This is a genomic window from Cupriavidus sp. C3SS-1, from assembly GCF_057073755.1.
In genome coordinates this window covers 2,934,503-2,954,616 of record NZ_CP172699.1, presented here as the reverse complement: position 1 = coordinate 2,954,616, position 20,114 = coordinate 2,934,503, and the positions used below count along the sequence as shown (strand labels likewise).

At 65.5% G+C, this 20,114-nt stretch carries 19 protein-coding genes; 12 read left to right on the top strand and 7 right to left on the bottom strand.

Annotated features, from left to right (window positions below; all coding sequences use genetic code 11):
• Positions 1 to 7: 7 nt before the first annotated feature.
• Positions 8 to 1,201, bottom strand: a complete 1,194-nt coding sequence (locus ACIGJC_RS13720) for a M20 aminoacylase family protein (RefSeq protein WP_483709459.1) — start codon at positions 1,199 to 1,201, stop codon at positions 8 to 10.
• Here ACIGJC_RS13720 and ACIGJC_RS13715 point away from each other — a divergent pair.
• The 6 genes from ACIGJC_RS13715 to ACIGJC_RS13690 all read left to right on the top strand — a co-directional run bounded on the left by ACIGJC_RS13715 (position 1,191) and on the right by ACIGJC_RS13690 (position 7,186).
• A complete protein-coding gene (locus tag ACIGJC_RS13715) occupies positions 1,191 to 1,490 on the top strand; it encodes a hypothetical protein (RefSeq protein ID WP_483709458.1) in 300 nt (99 codons plus the stop codon). The genes ACIGJC_RS13720 and ACIGJC_RS13715 overlap by 11 nt on opposite strands.
• Positions 1,491 to 1,524: 34 nt before the next feature.
• A complete protein-coding gene (locus ACIGJC_RS13710) occupies positions 1,525 to 3,111 on the top strand; it encodes an ABC transporter substrate-binding protein (RefSeq protein ID WP_483709456.1) in 1,587 nt (528 codons plus the stop codon).
• A gap of 110 nt (positions 3,112 to 3,221) precedes the next feature.
• Complete coding sequence (locus ACIGJC_RS13705) at positions 3,222 to 4,199, top strand: ABC transporter permease (RefSeq protein ID WP_483709454.1); 978 nt, start codon at positions 3,222 to 3,224, stop codon at positions 4,197 to 4,199.
• 3 nt (positions 4,200 to 4,202) lie between these two features.
• The gene (locus ACIGJC_RS13700; protein ID WP_483709453.1) at positions 4,203 to 5,117 is read left to right on the top strand and encodes an ABC transporter permease; all 915 of its coding nucleotides are present in this window, start codon (positions 4,203 to 4,205) and stop codon (positions 5,115 to 5,117) included.
• 15 nt (positions 5,118 to 5,132) lie between these two features.
• Positions 5,133 to 6,131: an ABC transporter ATP-binding protein gene (locus tag ACIGJC_RS13695; RefSeq protein WP_483709452.1), complete on the top strand. Its 999-nt coding sequence runs from the start codon at positions 5,133 to 5,135 to the stop codon at positions 6,129 to 6,131.
• The gene (locus ACIGJC_RS13690) at positions 6,128 to 7,186 is read left to right on the top strand and encodes an ABC transporter ATP-binding protein (RefSeq protein ID WP_483709451.1); all 1,059 of its coding nucleotides are present in this window, start codon (positions 6,128 to 6,130) and stop codon (positions 7,184 to 7,186) included. The genes ACIGJC_RS13695 and ACIGJC_RS13690 overlap by 4 nt, the downstream gene beginning before the upstream one ends.
• Positions 7,187 to 7,198: 12 nt before the next feature.
• Here the strand turns inward: ACIGJC_RS13690 and ACIGJC_RS13685 are convergent, their stop codons facing one another.
• Positions 7,199 to 8,377, bottom strand: coding sequence for an ABC transporter substrate-binding protein (locus tag ACIGJC_RS13685; protein ID WP_483709450.1), 1,179 nt, complete (start codon positions 8,375 to 8,377; stop codon positions 7,199 to 7,201).
• Between the two features lie 321 nt (positions 8,378 to 8,698).
• On the opposite strand from ACIGJC_RS13685, the gene ACIGJC_RS13680 reads away from it, so the two are divergent.
• Together ACIGJC_RS13680 and ACIGJC_RS13675 are read left to right on the top strand one after the other, a co-directional pair.
• Complete coding sequence (locus ACIGJC_RS13680) at positions 8,699 to 10,810, top strand: molybdopterin-containing oxidoreductase family protein (protein ID WP_483709448.1); 2,112 nt, start codon at positions 8,699 to 8,701, stop codon at positions 10,808 to 10,810.
• A 7-nt stretch (positions 10,811 to 10,817) separates the two neighbouring features.
• The gene (locus tag ACIGJC_RS13675) at positions 10,818 to 11,957 is read left to right on the top strand and encodes an aminopeptidase (protein ID WP_483709447.1); all 1,140 of its coding nucleotides are present in this window, start codon (positions 10,818 to 10,820) and stop codon (positions 11,955 to 11,957) included.
• A 161-nt stretch (positions 11,958 to 12,118) separates the two neighbouring features.
• On the opposite strand, the gene ACIGJC_RS13670 is transcribed toward ACIGJC_RS13675, so the two are convergent.
• Positions 12,119 to 12,358: a hypothetical protein gene (locus tag ACIGJC_RS13670; RefSeq protein ID WP_483709445.1), complete on the bottom strand. Its 240-nt coding sequence runs from the start codon at positions 12,356 to 12,358 to the stop codon at positions 12,119 to 12,121.
• Here ACIGJC_RS13670 and ACIGJC_RS13665 point away from each other — a divergent pair.
• Entirely contained in the window at positions 12,357 to 12,992 is a 636-nt protein-coding gene (locus tag ACIGJC_RS13665; protein ID WP_483709444.1) for a TetR/AcrR family transcriptional regulator, read from the top strand. The two genes, ACIGJC_RS13670 and ACIGJC_RS13665, sit on opposite strands and share 2 nt — an antisense overlap.
• Before the next feature lie 168 nt (positions 12,993 to 13,160).
• Positions 13,161 to 14,843 (top strand): long-chain-fatty-acid--CoA ligase, encoded by a 1,683-nt coding sequence (locus ACIGJC_RS13660; protein ID WP_483709443.1) that lies wholly within the window; start codon positions 13,161 to 13,163, stop codon positions 14,841 to 14,843.
• A 72-nt stretch (positions 14,844 to 14,915) separates the two neighbouring features.
• Here ACIGJC_RS13660 and ACIGJC_RS13655 read toward each other — a convergent pair whose 3' ends face one another.
• The 4 genes from ACIGJC_RS13655 to ACIGJC_RS13640 form a co-directional block, all read right to left on the bottom strand.
• The gene (locus ACIGJC_RS13655) at positions 14,916 to 15,365 is read right to left on the bottom strand and encodes a hypothetical protein (RefSeq protein WP_483709442.1); all 450 of its coding nucleotides are present in this window, start codon (positions 15,363 to 15,365) and stop codon (positions 14,916 to 14,918) included.
• Complete coding sequence (locus ACIGJC_RS13650) at positions 15,362 to 15,865, bottom strand: MarR family winged helix-turn-helix transcriptional regulator (protein WP_483709441.1); 504 nt, start codon at positions 15,863 to 15,865, stop codon at positions 15,362 to 15,364. Before ACIGJC_RS13650 ends, ACIGJC_RS13655 begins: the two co-directional genes overlap by 4 nt.
• Before the next feature lie 99 nt (positions 15,866 to 15,964).
• Positions 15,965 to 16,966, bottom strand: coding sequence for a Bug family tripartite tricarboxylate transporter substrate binding protein (locus tag ACIGJC_RS13645; RefSeq protein WP_483709439.1), 1,002 nt, complete (start codon positions 16,964 to 16,966; stop codon positions 15,965 to 15,967).
• A gap of 160 nt (positions 16,967 to 17,126) precedes the next feature.
• Complete coding sequence (locus ACIGJC_RS13640; RefSeq protein ID WP_483709438.1) at positions 17,127 to 18,290, bottom strand: porin; 1,164 nt, start codon at positions 18,288 to 18,290, stop codon at positions 17,127 to 17,129.
• 354 nt (positions 18,291 to 18,644) lie between these two features.
• Here ACIGJC_RS13640 and coq7 point away from each other — a divergent pair, with 354 nt between their 5' ends.
• Both coq7 and mraZ read left to right on the top strand, forming a co-directional pair.
• Entirely contained in the window at positions 18,645 to 19,268 is a 624-nt protein-coding gene (coq7, locus tag ACIGJC_RS13635; protein ID WP_483709436.1) for a 2-polyprenyl-3-methyl-6-methoxy-1,4-benzoquinone monooxygenase, read from the top strand.
• Between the two features lie 414 nt (positions 19,269 to 19,682).
• The gene (mraZ, locus tag ACIGJC_RS13630; protein ID WP_483709435.1) at positions 19,683 to 20,111 is read left to right on the top strand and encodes a division/cell wall cluster transcriptional repressor MraZ; all 429 of its coding nucleotides are present in this window, start codon (positions 19,683 to 19,685) and stop codon (positions 20,109 to 20,111) included.
• The last annotated feature ends 3 nt before the right edge of the window (positions 20,112 to 20,114 follow it).

The following is a 20,114-nucleotide window of genomic DNA, read 5'->3' as shown; positions in this document are numbered from 1 at the left end:
TGCTCGCTCAGGCCGGTGCCAGCCATTTTTCCACCAGCCTGACAAAGAAGGTCGCCCCGACGGGTAGCAGCTCGTCGTTGAAGTCATAGCTGGGGTTGTGCAGCATGCACGGCCCCATGCCGTGGCCCGATTCGCGGTGCGCGCCGTCGCCATTGCCAATGAACAGATAGCAGCCCGGTTTCTCCTGCAGCATGAAGGAGAAATCCTCCGCGCCCATCGTCGGCTCGACGTCGGCATCGACGCTTTCGGGGCCAACCAGCGCGGCGGCCACGCCGGCTGCAAATTCGGCTTCCGCCGCACTGTTGATGGTCGGCGGATAGTTGCGGTGGAATTCGTATTCGACCGAGCAGTCGAAGGCCGCCGCCACTGCCCGCGAGACTTCCCCCAAGCGCCGCTCGATCAGGTCGAGCACCGGCAAGGTAAAGGTGCGTACGGTGCCCCCAATCCAGGCCTGGTCCGGCACGATGTTGGTTGCATCGCCGGCATGGAACTGCGTGACGGAAATCACCGCCGTGTCGATCGGCCGCTTGTTGCGCGTGATGATGCCTTGCAGCGCCGACACGATCTGCGCGGCGGTGAACACGGGATCATTGCCGTTGTTCGGCATGGCCGCATGCGCGCCCTTGCCGCGCACGACGATGCGGAATTCGTTGCTCGATGCCATCAACGGACCGGCGCGGGTGCCGAAGGCGCCGACCGGCATGCCGGGCCAGTTGTGCATCCCGAATACGGCATCGCAAGGGAACCGCTCGAACAGGCCGTCCTTGATCATCTCGCGCGCCCCGCCGCCGCCTTCCTCGGCCGGCTGGAAGATCAGGTTGACCGTGCCATCGAAGTTGCGGTGCTCGGCCAGATAGCGCGCCGCGCCGAGCAGCATCGCCGTATGGCCATCGTGGCCGCAGGCATGCATGCGGCCGTCATGCTGCGAGCGGTGGCCGAAGGTGTTGGCCTCCTGCAGCGGCAGCGCATCCATGTCGGCGCGCAGGCCGATGCTGCGCTGGCCGTTGCCCTGGCGGATCACGCCGACGAGGCCGGTCTTTCCCAGTCCACGGTGGACTTCGATGCCCCAGGATTCCAGCGTGCGCGCGACCACGTCGGCGGTGCGCTGTTCCTCGAAGCACAGCTCGGGATGCGCGTGGATGTCGCGTCGGATCGTGCGGATTTCGGCTTGCGCCTGCAGGATTTCAGGGATGAGCTTCATGGTGCAGGAGCCGGTGCGGCTGGCGGTTGGATACCCCCGATCATACGATGCCCGCACCGAAAGCGCCAAAGCGCGCCGGTTCGCGCCCCGCGTGACGCGCAAGGACGGCATCGCAATGGCGCAGTGCAATACAGGTGGGTGGGTTTCCCCCAATGCCCGGTTTCGTTGGCTGCTGGAACAGTTCATGCTTGAAGTGCCCGGCCGGCAATACCGTCGTCACCTGATGCCCGACCGCACCAGAATGCAGCTTCCCTGGAGGATGGCTGCGCGCGCGCATTGCCGATCCTAACGTCTGCTTCACTTGTCCCTGGGAGAATTGCGCGATGTCCCTTCGCACATTCAAGAAGGCATTTGGTGCTGTCGCGGTAGCCGGGGCCATGAGCCTTGCGCTGGCCGGCGCAGCGCAGGCCGCTGATCTCAAGCTGGCCATGAGTTCGCCGCCAACCTCGATGGATCCGCACTTTTACAACCTGTTCTCGAACATCAACGTGTCGGAGCACGTCTTCGACTCGATGATCAAGATGGATCCCGACAGCCGCATCATTCCCGGCCTGGCGGAGTCCTGGAAGATGATCAACAACCTGACGTGGGAGTTCAAGATCCGCCAGGGCGTGAAGTTCCACGACGGCTCCGAGCTGACCACCGAAGACATTGCCTGGTCGCTCGATCGCCCGGCCACTATCCAGAACAGCCCGGGCAAGTTCGACGTCTACACCAAGGCGATCATCAACAAGAAGATCATCGACAAGTACACCATTCAGCTGACCACCAACCAGCCGTATCCGCTGATGCTGAACGACCTGACGTCGATCTTCATCGTGCAGAAGAAGGCGACCCAGGGGCTCAGCTCGGATGACTTTGCACAAGGCAAGGGCATGGTCGGCACGGGCCCGTTCAAGTTCGTCAGCTACGCGCGCGACGATCGGGTCGAACTGGTGCGCAACAATGATTACTGGGGACCGAAGCCCGCCTGGGACAAGGTGACGCTGCGCTTCATTCCCAATCCCGCGACGCGCCTGGCCGCGCTGCTGTCCGGCGATGTGCAGGCGATCGAGAACGTGCCGACGCCGGATCTGCCGAAGGTGCGCAGCGATCCCAAGCTGTCGTTCTTCTCGAAGATCTCGCACCGCGTGATCTACCTGTACTTCGATGCCAAGCGCGACAAGTCGCCTTACGTCACGACGAAGGACGGCCAGCCGATGGACAAGAACCCGCTGAAGGATGCGCGCGTGCGCAATGCCATCAGCATGGCCATCAACCGGCAGGGCATCAAGGACCGGCTGATGGAGGGCCTGTCCGAGCCGACCAACAACCTCGTGCCGCCCACGCTGTTCGGCTATAACCCGAACCTCAAGACCGTCAAGTACGACCCGGAGGGCGCAAAGAAACTGCTCGCGGAAGCCGGCTACGCGAACGGCTTCGGCGTGACGCTGCACACGCCCAACAATCGCTACGTCAACGACGAGAAAATCGCCCAGACCATCGCGCAAAACCTCACGCGCATCGGTATCGTGACGAGGGTGGAAGGCATGCCTATGGCCACGTATTCGTCCAAGGGCATCAAGCACGAATGGTCGTTCGGTCTGCTTGGCTGGGGCGCCCAGACCGGCGAAGTCAGCTCCCCGCTGCGCGCGCTGCTGGCGTGCGAGGACAGCAAGAAGGGCTTCGGCACGACGAACTGGGGCCAGTACTGCAACCCGAAGATGGACGTCGTGCTCGAGAAGGCGCTGTCCACCGTCGATGACGGCGAGCGTTCCAAGCTTCTGCAGGAGGCCACCGCCATCGCCATCCACGACGGCGGTATCATCCCGATCCACCAGCAGGTGACCACCTGGGCCACGCAGAAGGGCATCGTCTATGTACCGCGTACCGACGAACGTACCTATGCGCACAACTTCAAGCCGCAATAAGCGGCGCCGTCCGGTCGCCTGCGGATAGTCATCGCGGCAACGCGCATCATGCAGGCTGCGCCAGGCACGGGCGCGGCCTGCAACGGTGTGCGAAAGGATAGTGGTCTGACATGCTGGTCTTTATCATCCGGCGGCTGATGCAGAGCGTGGTCGTGCTCTTCATCATGTCGCTGCTCGTTTTCCTTGGTGTCTTTGCCATCGGCAATCCCGTCGACATCCTGATCAATCCGCAGGCGGACCAGGAAGATATCCGGCGCACCATCGCCGCGCTCGGGCTCGACAAGCCGCTCTGGGAGCAATATCTCGTCTTCCTGCAGAATGCGTTGCACGGCAACCTGGGCACTTCGTTCGCGCACGGCACGCCCGCGCTCAAGCTGATCTTCGAGCGCATGCCCGCAACGATGGAGCTTGCCGTGTTCGCGATCCTGCTGGCCATCGTGCTCGGTATTCCGCTTGGCCTGTGGGCCGGCCTGCGCCCCAACGGCATCGCGGGCAAGTCGATCATGACGGTGTCGATCCTCGGCTTTTCACTGCCCACCTTCTGGGTCGGCCTGATGCTGATCATGGTCTTTGCCGTGCAGCTCGGCTGGCTACCCTCGAACGGCCGCGGCGAGACCGTGCGCGTGCTTGGCATCCCGCTGAGCTTCCTGACCGTCGATGGCATCCGCCACCTGATCCTGCCGGCAGTGACGCTGTCGCTGCTCAATATCGCGATGGTGATCCGCCTGACGCGCGCGGGCACGCAGGAGGCCATGCTGCAGGACTACGTGAAGTTCGCGCGCGCCAAGGGCCTGTCCAACGCTCGCATCGTGGGCGTGCACGTGCTCAAGAACATCCTGATCCCGATCGTGACCGTGATTGCGCTGCAGTTCGGCTCGATCATCGCGTTCGCGATCGTGACCGAATCGATCTTCGCCTGGCCCGGCATGGGCAAGCTGATCATCGATTCGATCCAGCTGCTCGACCGACCCGTGATCGTCGCGTACCTGATGGTGATCGTGACGCTGTTCATCCTGATCAACCTGGCGGTGGACATTGTCTACAGCATGCTCGATCCGCGCGTGCGCATTGCCGACAACAAGGGCTGAACCATGACTGCCGCCACCGCAGACCAAGCGAAGACCGCGCGCGAGCAGACGCCGCTGCGCCGCTTCGCCGCCGAATTCCTGTCCAGCAAGATTGCCGTCGCGGGGCTGATCACGCTGATCGTCATCATCCTGATTGCCCTCTTCGCGCCTTGGCTGGCGCCGCAGAACCCGTATGACCTGGCCACGCTGGACGTGCTCGATGCGCGCCTCGGGCCCGGAGAGCAGGCCGGCAATGGCATGACGTTCCTGCTCGGCTCCGACGAGCAGGGTCGCGACATCCTGTCCGCGGTCATGTACGGGCTGCGCATCAGCATCGGCGTGGGCGTGGTCAGCACGATCATCGCGCTGTTGCTCGGCGCCACGCTGGGCCTGCTTGCGGGCTTCCTGGGCGGACGCACCGAGGCTTTCATCATGCGCGTGGCCGACCTGCAGCTTTCATTTCCGCCGATCCTGCTGGCGCTGATCCTGCTGGCGTTCCTGCGCCCCGGCATCGGCAATATCGTGATCGCGCTGGTCGCCGTCCAGTGGGCTTACTACGCGCGCACCACGCGCAGCGCGGCGCTGGTGGAACGCCGCAAGGAATATATCGAGGCCGCCACCTGCCTGGGCCTGCCGCCGGGGCGCATCATGTTCCGGCACCTGCTGCCCAACTGCCTGCCGCCGCTGATCGTGATCGCGGCGCTGCAGGTGGCATCGGCCATCACGCTCGAGGCGACGCTGTCATTCCTGGGGCTGGGCGTGCCGATCACCGAGCCTTCGCTGGGCTCCCTGATCGCCAATGGCCAGCAGTACATGCTGTCGGGCAAGTACTGGATCAGCTTTTTCCCGGGTATCGCGCTCGTCGTGACCATCGTCGCCATGAACCTGGTGGCCGACCAGTTGCGCGACGTGCTGAACCCGCGCCTGCAGACGCAATAGGGAAGGGAGCGCAACATGGCACAACCAACCCTGGTAGTGGAACACCTCAAGACGCAGTTCTTCACGCGCGGCGGCATTGCCAAAGCCGTGGACGACGTGTCGTTCACCGTCGGCCGCGGCGAGATCATGGGCCTGGTCGGCGAATCCGGCTCGGGCAAGTCGATGACGGGCTATTCGATCATGGGCCTGATCGACCCGCCGGGCAAAGTGGTCGACGGCCGCATCGCGCTGACCAGTCGCGACGGCGTCACGCGTGACCTGCGCGCGCTCACGCCCGCGCAGCAGCGCGACGTGCGCGGCAACCGCATCGCCATGATCTTCCAGGACCCGATGATGACGCTGAACCCGGTCCTGCGCATCGATACGCAGATGATCGAGGCGGTGATGGCGCACGAGCGGATCAGCAAGGCCGCCGCGCGCGAGCGCGCCCGCAATGCGCTCGCGCGCGTGGGCATTCCGTCGCCGGACGAGCGGCTGCTGGCGTATCCGCACCAGTTTTCCGGCGGCATGCGCCAGCGCGTGGCGATTGCCATCGCGCTGCTGAACAAGCCCGACCTGATCATTGCCGACGAACCCACCACGGCGCTCGACGTGACGATCCAGGGCCAGATCCTCTACGAGATGCAGACGCTATGCCGCGAATCGGGCACGGCGCTGATCTGGATCACCCACGACCTGTCGGTCGTCGCGGGCCTGGCCGATTCGGTGTGCGTAATGTATGCCGGCAGGATCGTCGAATCCGGAGACGTGCGCCAGGTGCTGGAACATCCGGAGCATCCCTATACGCACGGGCTGATCGGCTCGGCACCGTCGCGCAACCCGCGTGGCGCGCCGCTGAAGCAGATCCCCGGCATGACACCGTCGCTGCTGAACCTGCCCGGCGGCTGCTCGTTCCGCGAGCGCTGCCCCTATGCCACCGAGATCTGCAAGACCGAGCCACTGCTGGAGACCGCGGCCGACGGCCGGCGGCTGCGATGCTTCCATCCGGTGATGTCCCGGCAGGAGGCCGCATGAGCGAAACGGACCTGGATACCCCTGCCATGACCGACAGACCATCGCAGCCGGCTACGCCGCCGGCACCGCTGCTGGCACTGCGCGGCGTTTCGAAGCGCTTCGTCAAATCACTGGATACCGCGGCGCGTATCGCCAACCTGTTCGGCGCGCGGGCTCGCGAAGAGGTCGTGCACGCAGTCGACCGGGTCGACCTAAGCATCGGGGAGGGCGAGGTGGTGGGGCTCGTCGGCGAGTCAGGGTGTGGCAAGTCCACGCTGGGCCGCATGGCGGTCGGCCTGCACACGCTGACCGAAGGTGAGCGGCTGTGGCGTGGCACCAACCTTGACCACTTGCCGCCGGAGAAGCGCCGCGAGAAACAACTCGCGATCCAGATGATCTTCCAGGACCCGTATGCGTCGCTCAATCCGCGCTTGCGCGTGATCGATATCGTCGGCGAGGCGCCGGTCGTACATGGCATGGTTGCGCGGGGCGAGCAGAAGGCCTACGTGGAAGACATGCTGGTGCGCGTGGGGATGGACCCGACCGTGCTGCGCCGCTTTCCGCACCAGTTCTCGGGCGGGCAGCGCGCGCGCATCGGCATTGCCCGCGCGCTGGCGGTGAAGCCGGAATTCCTGGTGTGCGATGAATCGGTGGCGGCGCTCGATGTATCGATCCAGGCCCAGGTGCTGAACCTGTTCATGCGCCTGCGCCAGGACCTGAACCTGACCTATCTCTTCATCAGCCACGATCTCGGCGTGGTCAAGCACATCAGTGATCGCGTGGTGATCATGTACCTGGGCCGCGTGGTGGAGTCGGCGCCGACCGAGCAAGTTTTCGCCGCCCCCAACCATCCGTACACGCAGGCATTGCTGGCGGAAGCGCCGAAGCTGGAAGTCGGCAAGAAGACCTATGTGGCGATCCGCGGCGAGATTCCCTCGCCGCTGCATCCGCCCACGGGCTGCCATTTCCATCCACGCTGTCCGCATGCGATGCCGCGCTGCACGGCGGAGCAGCCATTGCTGAAGGAGATTGCTCCGGGGCGCCTCTCGGCGTGCCACCTGAACGACATGGCGTAGGCTCCGCAACCCTTAGCGAATCACCTGCCCCTTCGAGTTGATGATCGTCATCTCCACGAACTTCGACCCTACGTGGTTTTCGGGCGTGAAGTTGACGATGAAGCCGCCCAGGTCGACATTGCGCATGCCTTCCAGCGATGCCACCAGCCGTTCGCGCGTCAGGTCCTTGCCCGCGCGGCGCAGGCCCTCCGTGAACGCCTTGGCAGCGATGAAGCCCTCGATGCCGACGTAGTCGAATTCATCCGGCTTGCCGGTCGCCTGCAGCAGGCGCAGGTATTCACGCACCACCGGCAGCGTGGCGTTGCCCGGGTGCGGCATGACCTGCGAGATGATCACGCCGCTGCCCTGCGGGCCGAGTTCGCGCGCCAGCGCCTGCGTGCCGACATAGGACACGTTGTAGAACTGGCCGGTGTAGCCGCGGCGCAGTGCTTCCTTCACGAAGGCCCCGGCGGTGCGATAGGCACTGATCAGCACCACTGCGTCGGGCTGGGCCTTCATCGTGCCCTGCATGGCATCGCCAATCTCGACGGTGTTGCGCACCACGTTTTCACGCGCCACGATCTGCACGCTGCTGTCCGGCGATGCCTGCAGCGCACGCGCCAGCCCTTCCAGGCCGGCCTTGCCGTAGGCGTCGTCGTTGTAGACCACGGCCACGCGCTTGAGCCCGGTGGTGCGGATCTGGCGGACGATGGCGGCGGTTTCCTCGTTGAAGCCGGCGCGGACATGGAAGATGTTGCGCGCGCGCGGATCGCGCAGCGACTGTGCGCCGCTGTAGGGCGCGAAGAACGGCACGCCGGCCTGGGCCGCGACCGGCAGCGATGCCTCCGCATTGTCGGTGCCCACATAGCCGAACAGGGCAAAGACGTGGCTTTCGCCGATCAGCTTGCGCGTGTTGGCCGCCGCTGTTTCGGGCTCGTTGTAGTCCTCCAGCGTTTGCAATGCGATGCGGCGGCCGTAGATGCCGCCCTGGCGGTTGACGGACTCGAAGTACAGGCGCGCGCCGGCGCCCATCTGCTTGCCGAGTGCCGCGGTCTGGCCGCTCAGCGCCGCCGACTGGCCCAGCACGATGGTGTCGGCCGTCACGCCTGCTTCCGCTGCAATGGCGGCGCCCGATGCGCCGCAAAAGCCAATGGCGCATGCCATCAGCAGGCCGGCGATATGCCTGGCCTTGACCCCGTTCAGATCGGACATGGAACCCCGTTAAAAGTCAGGTTGGATACCTATGCGCCACCCGGGCCGGTCTGCGCCGGCGTCGGGCTCCCAGGGGTCTCCACATGCCTGCGCAAGCCGTTTCCGACTGCGTGGCGATGGGTGGCCCTCAGGACATTTCCGGCCAGGACCGGAACGCGCCGCTGCATCATAATCGAATACAATCCGATCCAGAAACTGCCTCGTCCGCCGCGGGTCTTCCGGCGCCGACAGGCATCGGGCCAACCCCCTCAAGGCCATCGCCGCGACCGACATTCCAGCGCCAGTCTGGCTTTCACCTTCTCGCCCCGCCCCGGAGATTCCATGGCTTCCCGCATCGTCCGCGCCGCCTGTCCGCATGACTGCCCCGACACCTGTGCCTTGCTCGTAACGGTCGAGGACGGCCGCGCCACCAAGGTCAGCGGCGATCCGGACCACCCCGGCACGCAGGGCGTGCTGTGCACGAAGGTGTCGCGCTACACCGAGCGCACTTACCACCCGGACCGGCTGCTGACGCCGATGCGCCGCGCCGGGCGCAAGGGCGAAGGCAAGTTCGAGCCGATTTCCTGGGACGAGGCGCTGGACGAGGTGGCCACGCGGCTCAAGGCCATTGCCGCACGCGACCCGCAGGCGATCGTGCCATACAGCTACGCCGGCACCATGGGACTGGTGCAGGGCGAAAGCATGGCGGCGCGCTTTTTTCACAAGCTCGGCGCCTCGCTGTTGGACCGCACCATCTGCGCGAGCGCCGGCGCCACGGCGCTGCGCTATACCTATGGCGCGAGCGTCGGCATGGACATGGAAAACGTCGTCGACGCGAAGCTGGTGATCATCTGGGGCGGCAACCCGATCGCCTCGAACCTGCATTTCTGGACGCGTGCTCAGGAAGCCAAGCGCCGTGGCGCGACGCTGGTCGCGATCGACCCGTACCGCTCGCTGACCGCCGAGAAGTGCCACCGCCACATCGCGCCGATGCCGGGCACCGATGGCGCGCTGGCGCTGGCCATCATGCACGTGCTGATCCGCGATGGCCTGCTCGACCACGACTACATCGCGCAGCACACGCTGGGCTTCGACGCGCTGCGCGAGCGCGCGCAGGCCTATGCGCCGGCCCGTGCCGCGCAGATCTGCGGCATTGCGGTGGAAGACATCGAATGGCTGGCCGGCCTCTACGGCACGCTGGCCGTGCGCGAGCGCCAGCCGGTGGCCATTCGACTGAACTACGGCATGCAGCGGGTGCACGGCGGCGGACAAGCGGTGCGCGCGGTGGCGTGCCTGCCGTCGCTGGTGGGCGCGTGGCGCCATCCGGCGGGCGGGCTGCAGCTGTCGACCTCGGGGTTCTTCCCGATCAACGAGCGCGCACTGCAGCGGCCAGACTTGCTACCCGGACCGCGCCTGCCGCGCACCGTGAACATGAGCACGATCGGCGATGCGCTGCTCGACGCGGGTAGCCCTGGTCATCCGCGCCTCGAGGCGCTGGTGGTCTACAACAGCAACCCGGTGGCGGTGGCGCCGCAATCGAGCAAGGTGGCCGCAGGCTTCGCGCGCGAAGACCTGTTCACGGTGGTGCTCGAGCAGTTCCGCACCGATACGGCCGACTATGCCGACATCCTGCTGCCCGCGACCACGCAGCTCGAGCACGTGGACGTGCACAAGGCCTACGGGCATACCTACTTCCTGGCGAACAACGCCGCCATCGAGCCGATGGGGCAGGCGCTGCCGAATACCGAGATCTTCCGCCGGCTGGCGCAGCGCATGGGGTTCGACGATCCATGCTTTGCGGACAGCGATGAACAGATTGCCGCGCAGGCCATCGTCCCCGGCGACGCCCGTGCGCAGGGCATTACGTGGGAATCGCTGAAGGCGCAAGGCTGGCAGAAGCTGTCGCTGTCGGCGGCGCCGTTCGCGCATGGCGGGTTCCCGACCGACTCGGGCAAGTGCGAGTTCTATTCCGAGGCCATGCGCAGCGCGGGGCTCGATCCGCTGCCCGACTACGTGGCGCCGTACGAGGCACCGTCTTCCGCGCCCGATCTGGCCGGCAGGTATCCGCTGGCGATGATTTCCCCGCCCGCGCGCAATTTCCTGAACAGCACCTTCGTCAACATCGACAGCCTGCGCGCGACCGAGGGCGAGCCGCACCTGGACATCCATCCCGACGATGCCGCCGCGCGCGGCATCGTCAACGGGGCCCGCGTGCGCGCCTTCAATGACCGCGGCAGCATGCTGGCGCGGGCGCGCGTGACCGACCGTGCACGGCGCGGCCTGGTGGTGGGGTTGTCGATCTGGTGGAAGAAGCTGGCGCCCGACGGCAAGAACGCCAACGAGCTGACCAGCCAGCGGTTGACCGACCTGGGCCGCGCGCCGGTGTTCTATGACTGCCTGGTCGAGGTCGAAGCGTGCCACGAAGCCAGCCAGGCGGTGGCCGCGGTCTCGTGATCCGGTGATGGACTGGAAGCGGGGCCGCCTGCGCGCGGCGGGCATCCTGGTCGCGGCAGGGCTCGCGCTGGCGGTGGCCGGCTGCGATACGGTCGGCTACTACTACCAGTCCATCGGCGGCCACCTTGGCGTGATGGCGCAGGCGCAGTCGCTCGATGAGGCGATCGCCGGCGCGCAGGCCTCCAATGACGCGCGCCTGGCCCAGCGCCTGGCGCTGGCCCGCCGCATCCGCGACTACGCCTCGCGCGAGCTGAAGCTGCCCGACAACGGCAGCTATCGCCGCTACGCCAACCTGCACCGTCCCTACGTGGTCTGGAGCGTGTTCGCCACGCCCGAGCTGTCGATGTCGCTGCACCAGTGGTGTTTTCCGATCGTCGGCTGCATCAGCTATCGCGGCTACTACGCACAGGGCGATGCCGAGCACTATGCCGCCGGCTTGCGCCGCGAAGGCCTGGAAGCCTACGTGGCCGGCATTCCGGCCTATTCCACGCTGGGATATTTCGATGATCCGCTGCTGAACACCTTCGTCTACCTGCCCGAAGGCGAACTGGCCCGCATGATCTTCCATGAACTCGCGCACCAGGTCGTCTATGTGCGCAACGACACGGCGTTCAACGAATCCTTCGCGACCGCGGTGGAAATCGCCGGCGTGGGGCACTGGCTGCACGACGACGCGTCGGACGATGCGCGTGCCAGCTATCGGCTGTACGACAGCCGGCGCCGCCAGTTCCGCTCGCTGCTGCTGGACACGCGCGACCGGCTCGATGCCTTGTACCGCTCGAATGCCAGCGACGAAGCCAAGCGCCAGGGCAAGGCTGAGATCTTCGACAGCCTGCGCAGCCAGTACGCCAGGCTGCGCGTGGAGTGGGGCGGCTACAGCGGCTACGACCGCTGGTTCGACCAGCCGCTGACCAACGCGCAACTCGCCGCCGTGGCCACGTACCAGCAATGGGTGCCCGCATTCACGGCGCTGCTCGATAGCGTGGGCGGCGACTGGACGCGTTTCTATGCCGAGGCGGCCCGCATCGGCGACCTGCCGCCGGACAAGCGCCACGAGGCCTTGCGCAAGCTGGCGCCGCCGGCCGTGAACACCGGCACGCTGAACGCCGAGGAGCGTGCCCCCGGCGACGTCCGTTCCGACCACTGAGCGGGCGCTGTGCCGGCCAGTCGCCCGTCCGTTGTGAACGGCCACGCTCGGCATGCCCAGCGACGCGGCCGCGGGTGGGGTGGCAGGGGAGGTCGGCGCAGCGCTCGAGGTTCAGCTTCTTGACGAAGGACGACACGCCGACGTGGCGCAGCGAGCGCCGGTCATAGTCGACGACGCGCGGGTGGTCCAATCGCCTCGACCGCGCTGTCGACGAGCATCGACGCATTGGTGATCCGATAGTGCTGCACGGTGGCCATGAAAGTCTGCGCGTCCCAGCGCACCAGCAGTACCAGCGGGACGCCATGGAAGACCGGGAAGATCAGGTGCGCCCGACCGCAGGTGTCGGACCCCGGGGTTTGGAGGGATGGCACGGCCTTGGCGCCGTGCGAGAATTGAAACATGTCAATTGCACCGAAACCCGTAGCGGCGGCCGAAGACGCGCCGGCCCGCCCGCATATCGCCGAGCGCCAGGAAGCCCGTCGCCGCCAGATCCTGGACGCGGCGGCGCAGCTCTTCTACACCAAGGGCTACCCCGGCATGACCATGAACGACCTCTGTCGCTCGCTGGGCGTGACCAAGCCGGCGGTCTACTACTATTTCACGGACAAGTACGAGATCTTCGACATCCTGTGCCGCGAATCGGCACAGACCTGCCTGCCGGTGATCCGCGAGACGGCCGATCCGTCGTTGCCGGTCCGCGAACGGCTGAATGCCTGCCTGCTCGAAATGGCGCGGCGCTGCGTGTCGTGCCATGTCGCCGCCACGCTGAGTTTCCGCGACAACCAGTACCTCAAGCCCGAGACGGTGGCCTGGCTCGACAGCATGGCGCGCGAGTTTTATCGGGACCTCTACACGCTGCTCGAAGAAGGCAAGCGCGAGGGCGTATTCGCGTTCGGCGATGCACGCGTCACGGCGCATTCGATCGGCAGCGTGATCGGCTTCATGTACACCTGGCATCAACCGGGCCGCATGGACCCCGACGTGCTGGCCAGGGAGCTGGCCTCCAACATGATGAAGCTGGTCCTGCCCGCCTGAGTACGGCTTCAGGGTTATCCCGTGGCCGGCACTGTCGCGGTGGCGCATAATCCTCCTGAGCGCTGGCCCGGCCCCTGAGGACTTCATCTAACGTGTTGTTTTCATACGGGGCGCCGTTTAGCATTCCCGAAAAATCGAACGACCATTCAGAAATCAGGAGACGGTGTCATGGACAGGTTTTGGCTGAAACACTACCCGGCCGGCGTACCCGCCGAAATCGATGCCAGCCAGTTCCCCTCGCTTGCGCAGCTGCTCGAGCATTCCTTCCGCACCTATGCCAACCGCCGTGCCTTCGTTTGCATGGACAAGGCCATCACCTACGGCGAGCTGGACCGGATGTCCACGCACTTCGCCGCGTGGCTGCAGTCGCGCGGCCTGCGTCCGGGCGCGCGCGTGGCGATCATGATGCCGAACGTGCTGCAGTATCCGGTGGTGCTGGCCGCCGTGCTGCGCGCCGGGTTTGTCGTGGTCAACGTCAACCCGCTTTATACCCCGCGCGAACTGGAGCACCAGCTCAAGGACAGCGGCGCCGAAGCCATCGTCATCCTCGAGAACTTCGCCACCACGCTGCAGCAGGTGCTGGCGCGCACGCCGGTGAAGCACGTGGTGGTCGCGAGCATGGGCGACATGCTGGGCGGCCTCAAGGGCGCGATCGTCAATTTCGTGGTGCGCAACGTCAAGAAGATGGTGCCGGAGTGGGAACTGCCGAACTGCGTGCGCTTCAACGCCGTGCTGGCGGAAGGGCGCAAGCTCACGCTGCAGCCGGCCACGACCGGCCCGGACGACGTCGCGTTCCTGCAATACACGGGCGGTACCACTGGCGTTTCCAAGGGCGCGGAGCTGCTGCATCGGAACGTCGTGGCCAACGTGCTGCAGTCCGAAGCGTGGATGCAGCCGGCGTTGAACAAGGGCGCGCCGATCGAGCAGGTGGTCACGATCACCGCGCTGCCGCTGTACCACATCTTCGCGCTGACGGTCTGCTGCCTGCTGGGCATGCGCAATGGCGGCATGAGCGTGCTGATCCCGAATCCGCGCGACATCCCGGGTTTCATCAGGGAACTGCAGAAATACAAGTTCCACATGTTCCCGGCGGTCAACACGCTGTACAACGCGCTGCTCAACAACCCGGAAATCGCAAAGGTCGATTTCTCGGGCCTGCGCGTGGCCAACGGCGGCGGCATGGCGGTGCAGGAAGCGGTGGCCAGGCAGTGGCTGGCCAAGACCGGTTGCCCGATCATCGAGGGCTACGGCCTGTCCGAGACCTCGCCGTCGGCCACCTGCAACCCGACCGACAGCACGGCGTTCTCCGGCACCATCGGCCTGCCGCTGCCGTCGACCGATATCGCCATCCGCGATGATGACGGCCGCGACGTGCCACTCGGCCAGCCCGGCGAGATCTGCATCCGCGGCCCGCAGGTGATGGCTGGCTACTGGAACCGACCGGACGAGACCGCCAAGGTCATGACGCCCGACGGTTTCTTCAAGACCGGCGATATCGGCGTGATGGATGAACGCGGGTACACAAAGATCGTCGACCGCAAGAAGGACATGATCCTGGTGTCGGGATTCAACGTCTATCCGAACGAGATCGAAGGCGTGGCGGCCGAATGTCCCGGCGTGCTGGAAGTCGCGGCCGTGGGCGTGCCCGACACGCACTCGGGCGAGGTGGTGAAGCTCTACGTGGTGAAGAAGGACCCGGCCCTTACCGAGGCGGACGTGATCGAGTTCTGCAAGGAACGCCTGACCGGCTACAAGCGGCCCAAGTACGTGGAATTCCGCACCGAGCTGCCGAAGACCAACGTCGGCAAGATCCTGCGCCGCGAACTGCGCGATACGCGCCAAGCGGCCTGATCCAGGCCCAAGGCAAACGGAACGGCCTCCCTCACGCTGTTGAGGGAGGCCGTTTTGCTTTGCACGCGTGGTTCAGCACTCGTTTGATGGCGCCATGCGCGGTTCGCTGGCGCCGTCCGGGTAGATCAGCCGCACGCAGGCACCCGGCTCCAGCCCGGGCGCGGACGGGGCATTGACCGAGGCGATGGTGCCGTCGAGGGTGCGCACCTTGTATTGGAACAGGTCGATCTGCTGCTGCGGCGGCGGCCGGTTGAACAGCCGCGAGAGGTCGAACGAGAAGCCTACGCCCACGCCGCCTCCGCCGCCACCGCTGCCTCCCACCGCACCGACGCCGACGCCGCCATAGTTGCCGTAGCCGGCGTTGTCGGCGACATCGATGCGGGTCAGGAAAGTCTTTTCGGTGACGCGGCCGAGCTTGATGGTGGCATTGAGCGGCGTGACCTGCGGCGCGGGCGGCGCCGTGTTGCAGCCGGCCAGCACGGTCAGCAGGGCGGCCAGGACCAGTATGCGTGGGGTCTTCATGGCGAAGTCAGGCCGGCCTTGAGCCGGCCAAGCAGGCGGAACAGGGCGCGGCGGTCGGTATCGGCCAGTCCCGCGAACAGTTGCTCGATCCAGTCTTCATGCGCGCGCGCCATGCGGGAAAACGCCTCGCGGCCGGCGGGCGTGAGCCGGATCAGGTAGGCACGCCGGTCGGTAGGCAGGGCTTCGCGCGAGACCAGTCCTTCTTCCTGCAACTGGTCGGTGATGCCGGTGACGTTGCCCCCGGTCACCATCATGCGGCGCGACAGCTCGCCCATCTTCAGGCCTTCCGGATGGCGATCGAGCTGGGCCATCAGGTCGAAGCGGGGCAGGGTGCAGGCGAAGTCCTGGCGCAGCCGGCTGCGGATGTCGGCTTCCACCAGGTTGGTGCAGGTCAGCAGGCGCAACCACAGGCGCAGCGCTTCATGCACGGTGTCGCCGGCGCGGGTTTCCAGGTCGACCGGGGCGGCATCGGCATTGCCGGCGGTGGAGGGATTGGGCATCTCTATGGCAGGTTGTGCGGCCGGGCGGCCCGCTCCGGCGGGCTGCCCGGACATTTGATGCCTCAAGTATATGCCGGTTGGACTGTTCGAACCGCTACCTCAGTCCACCTTGGCCCCGGACGCCTTGACCACTTGGGCCCACTTGGCGGTTTCGGCCTTGATCAGCGCGGCGAACTGCTCGGGCGTGTTGCCGACCGGCTCCGCGCCCTGGGCCTGCAGGCGCTCGCGCACGGCCGGCGAGCCCAGCGCCTTGGCCACCTCATGCTGCAGTCGGCTGATGATCTCGGGCGACGTGCCGGCCGGCGCCAGCAGGCCGAACCAGGAGCTGGCCTCGAAGGAGGGAAGGCTCGCGGCGGCGGCGATGGTCGGCACGTCGGGCAGGGCCGGCGATGGCTTCGCGCTGGTCACGGCCAGCGCCTTGAGCTTGCCGGCCTTGATCAGCGCCATCGAGGACGGCAGGTTGTCGAACATGACCTGCATGGTGCCGCCGGCGAGGTCCGTCAGCGCGGGGCCGCTGCCCTTGTACGGGAAGTGGACCATGTAGGTGCGCGTCTGCGTCTTGAACAGTTCGCCCGCCAGGTGGATGGACGTGCCGTTGCCGCTCGACGCCATGTTCAGCTTGCCCGGATTGGCGCGCGCGTAGGCGATCAGGTCGCGCACATTGTTGATCTTGTTCTGCTGGGCGAAGGCCGGGTTGATGACCAGCACGTTGGGCACCGCGGCCACTTCCGTGATCGGCGCGAAGTCCTTGATCGGATCGAACGGCAACTTGCTGTACAGCGACTGGTTGATGCCGTGCGTGCCGACCGTGCCCATCAGCAGCGTGTAGCCGTCGGGCGCGGACTTGGCCACGATGTCGGCACCGATATTGCCGCCGGCCCCGGGCTTGTTGTCGACCACCACGTTCCAGCCGGGCAGCTTCGCCAACTCGGCCGCCACGGCGCGCGCCAGGATGTCGGTCGTCCCGCCCGCCGCGAAAGGCACCACGAGCCGGATCGGCTTGTTTGGATAGGGATCGGCCGCCATGGCCGCCTGGCCGACCAGTCCGGCCAGGCAGCCGGACAGCAGCAGCGCCATCAGGCGCCGGCGATTGCGTTGCATGGATGTCTCCTCTCTTGTCCGGTGGACTGGTTGGCTGGTGAGGGCATTCTAGTTACTGCCCGTGACCACGCCGATGAGGAAATGCCCTATGCGTCGCCTCACGCACTCATGAAAAAAGGCACCCGAACAGGTGCCTTTGCCATGCCATGGAAGTCCTGGATCAGAACTTGTGGCGGATACCGATGGCGGCGCCGAACATCGAGCTCTGACCATTGGCCAGCGCATAGCTTTGGCCAAGGGAAAGGCTCGTGGCGTACGTAGTGGCCAGGGATTCCATCGTGAGGCCAGCGTTCCTGGCGTAGGCGGTGCTCAAGTAGACATCGGTGCGCTTGGAGAATGCGTAATTCGCAACGAAGGCGATTTGCCACGGGTTGGCAACGTGCGTGTCGCCGAACAGGCTCTTGATGTTGTCGTAGTTGTACTCGAGCGTCAGGCCGACAGAGGGGGTGACTTGGTAGTTGGCGCCGACCCAGAAGAAGTCGTCACGCTGGATCAGCACGTCTACGTTGTTCTTCTGCTGGCCCCAACGGTAACCGCCCATGATCTTGGCCGGACCCCACGAATAGCTGCCAGCGACCGAAGCCTTCTTGACGGTGCCGTTGCCGGTACCAATGGTCGGATTCCACTGGTCGTAGCCAATGGTTGCGCCGAACGGGCCTTCAAGGTAGGTGACAGCCGCACCGTAGCCGGTATCGCGCCGGAACGCGCCCGGGACTTCACCGTTGCCACCGATCGGCGTTGCCACGCCAACGGTTGCCGGCAAGGCTACGCCCGTGCCGAACGACCAGTGGGCTCCAGCGGTGAACGGGCCGAACTTGCCCGTGTACTTGATGGTGTTGTCCTCGCGGTAGTTCGGACCTTGCTGCAGTACGACCGGCTCGTACTGGGTGGCATAGGCGGTCGGCGAGAAGTTAGCCAGGGCGTCGAACATCGCGACGTACTGGCGACCGAAGGTGAACTGCCCGATGCTGTCGCTTTGCAGACCCACGAAAGACTGGCGACCAAAGAGGCGGCCGCTTTGCTGGAGGCCGCCCGTGTCGCTGCTGAAGCCGCTCTCAAGCACGAACACAGCCTTCAGGCCGGCGCCGAGGTCCTCAGTGCCGCGCAAGCCCCAGCGCGACCCGGACAGGCCGCCAGGATCCATGCGGGTAACGGAATGGGACGGGCCACGATTGAAGCCGTTGGCTGCAGTGGGCACGACGCCAACGTTATTAACGTACTCGATATTGGCGTCCACCACGCCGTACAGCGTCACGCTCGATTGTGCTTGTGCCGCACCAGCAAAGGCACCCAATGCCGCCATCGCGATAAGCGATTTTTTCATGCTCCAGGATCTCCACTAATGATTGTTATGTGGTCAACGGGGAAACCTCCTAAGGTCTCCATTCCCTATTGCCAAACTTCGTAAGAAGTTGCGAAGTACTGTAACAAACAACCCTAAATTCACTATCTGGTGCCAATGCCCTTTGTCTTCTTTTAACAACTCAGGGTTTTTGTGTACTTTTGGGTAAATAGCGAGGCCTGGCATGGGTTGGCGGGAGTTAGAGGCTTGCTACAATGCGGGTAATCCCGATGCTTGCGCCGGTTGTGCGGCGGCATGTTCGCGCTGGCAGTGCGGAAATTTCGGGCCCATTTGCCTGCCTTTCTTTTGATTTCTCTGCTCTATTCGCTTTCCCGCATGGACAACTTCATCCGCGAATTCGACATGGCACTGCGCGCCATCGCCGGCGCCACGCGTTCGGGCCGTTCCAACCCGGCAGACCGGCTGGCGCCGGACGACGGCCAACTCAGTGCGGACGAGCGCCGCCACGTGGCTGGCCTGATGCGCATCAACCATGTTGGCGAGGTCTGCGCGCAGGCCCTGTACCAGGCGCAGAAACTCACCGCGCGCAACGGTGACGTGCGGGCCCAGATGGACGCCGCCGCGCGCGAGGAAGAAGACCACCTCGCCTGGTGCGCCGAACGCCTGCGCGAACTGGACTCGCGGCCGAGCTTGCTGAACCCGCTCTGGTATGCCGGCGCCTTTGCCATCGGCTCCCTGGCCGGACGTGCCGGCGACCGCGTCAGCCTGGGTTTCGTGGCCGAGACCGAGCACCAGGTCGAGCAGCACCTGAGCGGCCACCTTGAACGCCTGCCCGACGCGGACGGCCGCTCGCGCGTCATCCTCGAACAGATGCGCGACGACGAGATCCGCCACGGCGACGCCGCCCGCGCTGCCGGCGGCCTGCCGTTGCCGGCTCCGGTGCGCGCGCTGATGCGCGGTGCTTCGCGCGTGATGACCACGGCCGCCTACTGGATCTGACTCTCGGGAGGGGCCCGACGCCGGCCCCATTTCGGCGGCCAGGTCTGGCGAATGTTGTATCCTTCCCCACGGTCGCGGGCCGGTCTTTCCCGCACCGTCGGCAGTTCCTCCCCCGGTGGTTCTCAGGTGGTTTCTCTGCTTTCCTCCCTAAGATCTTCATTTCATTAAGGATTCGCCTTTGCGTGCGTGCCGGAGTGCGCGCTAAGTCTTTGTTCTGATTCGAGAATCCCGGTTTGTTGCCCTGCAGCGAGCCTTGACCCGCGAAATTGCTTCCTCTAAAGTGGGAAATAGTGTGAGGAAGTGTATTTTTGTGTGAAATTGAGCCCCTCCCGTGGGATGATCCACAGGGTCGGGAACTGAGCGATTCACGCACGTGCCGGCAAGGCAGAAGCCGGTCGGGACCGGGGGGCGAGCTTGTTTCAGGGAGCATCGGCGCTCTCGCTGGATGCCAAGGGGCGGATGTCCATTCCGTCGCGGCACCGGGAAGCGCTGCAACAGCAGGCCGACGGCCGGGTGACGCTGACCAAGCACCCGGACGGCTGCCTGCTGCTGTTTCCCAGGCCCGAGTGGGAAGTTTTCCGGGAACGGATTGCGGCGCTGCCGATGGATGCGCACTGGTGGAAGCGCATCTTCCTGGGCAACGCTGCCGACGTGGAGATGGACGGCGCAGGCCGCGTGCTGATTGCACCGGAGCTGCGCGGTGCCGCCATGCTCGACAAGGAAGTCATGCTGCTCGGCATGGGCAGCCATTTCGAAGTCTGGGATGCCGCGACATACGCCGCCAAGGAACAACAGGCGATGGCGCAGGGCATGCCGGAAGCATTGAAGAATTTCTCTTTCTGACAA

What these genes read in the sequence shown, in the direction of transcription:
- ACIGJC_RS13715 (WP_483709458.1), top strand. Translation starts at nt 1,191, where the DNA reads ATGAGCTTCATGGTGCAGGAGCCGGTGCGGCTGGCGGTTGGATACCCC.
- ACIGJC_RS13720 (WP_483709459.1), bottom strand. Translation starts at nt 1,201, where the DNA reads ATGAAGCTCATCCCTGAAATCCTGCAGGCGCAAGCCGAAATCCGCACG.
- ACIGJC_RS13710 (WP_483709456.1), top strand. Translation starts at nt 1,525, where the DNA reads ATGTCCCTTCGCACATTCAAGAAGGCATTTGGTGCTGTCGCGGTAGCC.
- ACIGJC_RS13705 (WP_483709454.1), top strand. Translation starts at nt 3,222, where the DNA reads ATGCTGGTCTTTATCATCCGGCGGCTGATGCAGAGCGTGGTCGTGCTC.
- ACIGJC_RS13700 (WP_483709453.1), top strand. Translation starts at nt 4,203, where the DNA reads ATGACTGCCGCCACCGCAGACCAAGCGAAGACCGCGCGCGAGCAGACG.
- ACIGJC_RS13695 (WP_483709452.1), top strand. Translation starts at nt 5,133, where the DNA reads ATGGCACAACCAACCCTGGTAGTGGAACACCTCAAGACGCAGTTCTTC.
- ACIGJC_RS13690 (WP_483709451.1), top strand. Translation starts at nt 6,128, where the DNA reads ATGAGCGAAACGGACCTGGATACCCCTGCCATGACCGACAGACCATCG.
- ACIGJC_RS13685 (WP_483709450.1), bottom strand. Translation starts at nt 8,377, where the DNA reads ATGTCCGATCTGAACGGGGTCAAGGCCAGGCATATCGCCGGCCTGCTG.
- ACIGJC_RS13680 (WP_483709448.1), top strand. Translation starts at nt 8,699, where the DNA reads ATGGCTTCCCGCATCGTCCGCGCCGCCTGTCCGCATGACTGCCCCGAC.
- ACIGJC_RS13675 (WP_483709447.1), top strand. Translation starts at nt 10,818, where the DNA reads ATGGACTGGAAGCGGGGCCGCCTGCGCGCGGCGGGCATCCTGGTCGCG.
- ACIGJC_RS13665 (WP_483709444.1), top strand. Translation starts at nt 12,357, where the DNA reads ATGTCAATTGCACCGAAACCCGTAGCGGCGGCCGAAGACGCGCCGGCC.
- ACIGJC_RS13670 (WP_483709445.1), bottom strand. Translation starts at nt 12,358, where the DNA reads ATGTTTCAATTCTCGCACGGCGCCAAGGCCGTGCCATCCCTCCAAACC.
- ACIGJC_RS13660 (WP_483709443.1), top strand. Translation starts at nt 13,161, where the DNA reads ATGGACAGGTTTTGGCTGAAACACTACCCGGCCGGCGTACCCGCCGAA.
- ACIGJC_RS13655 (WP_483709442.1), bottom strand. Translation starts at nt 15,365, where the DNA reads ATGAAGACCCCACGCATACTGGTCCTGGCCGCCCTGCTGACCGTGCTG.
- ACIGJC_RS13650 (WP_483709441.1), bottom strand. Translation starts at nt 15,865, where the DNA reads ATGCCCAATCCCTCCACCGCCGGCAATGCCGATGCCGCCCCGGTCGAC.
- ACIGJC_RS13645 (WP_483709439.1), bottom strand. Translation starts at nt 16,966, where the DNA reads ATGCAACGCAATCGCCGGCGCCTGATGGCGCTGCTGCTGTCCGGCTGC.
- ACIGJC_RS13640 (WP_483709438.1), bottom strand. Translation starts at nt 18,290, where the DNA reads ATGAAAAAATCGCTTATCGCGATGGCGGCATTGGGTGCCTTTGCTGGT.
- coq7 (WP_483709436.1), top strand. Translation starts at nt 18,645, where the DNA reads ATGGACAACTTCATCCGCGAATTCGACATGGCACTGCGCGCCATCGCC.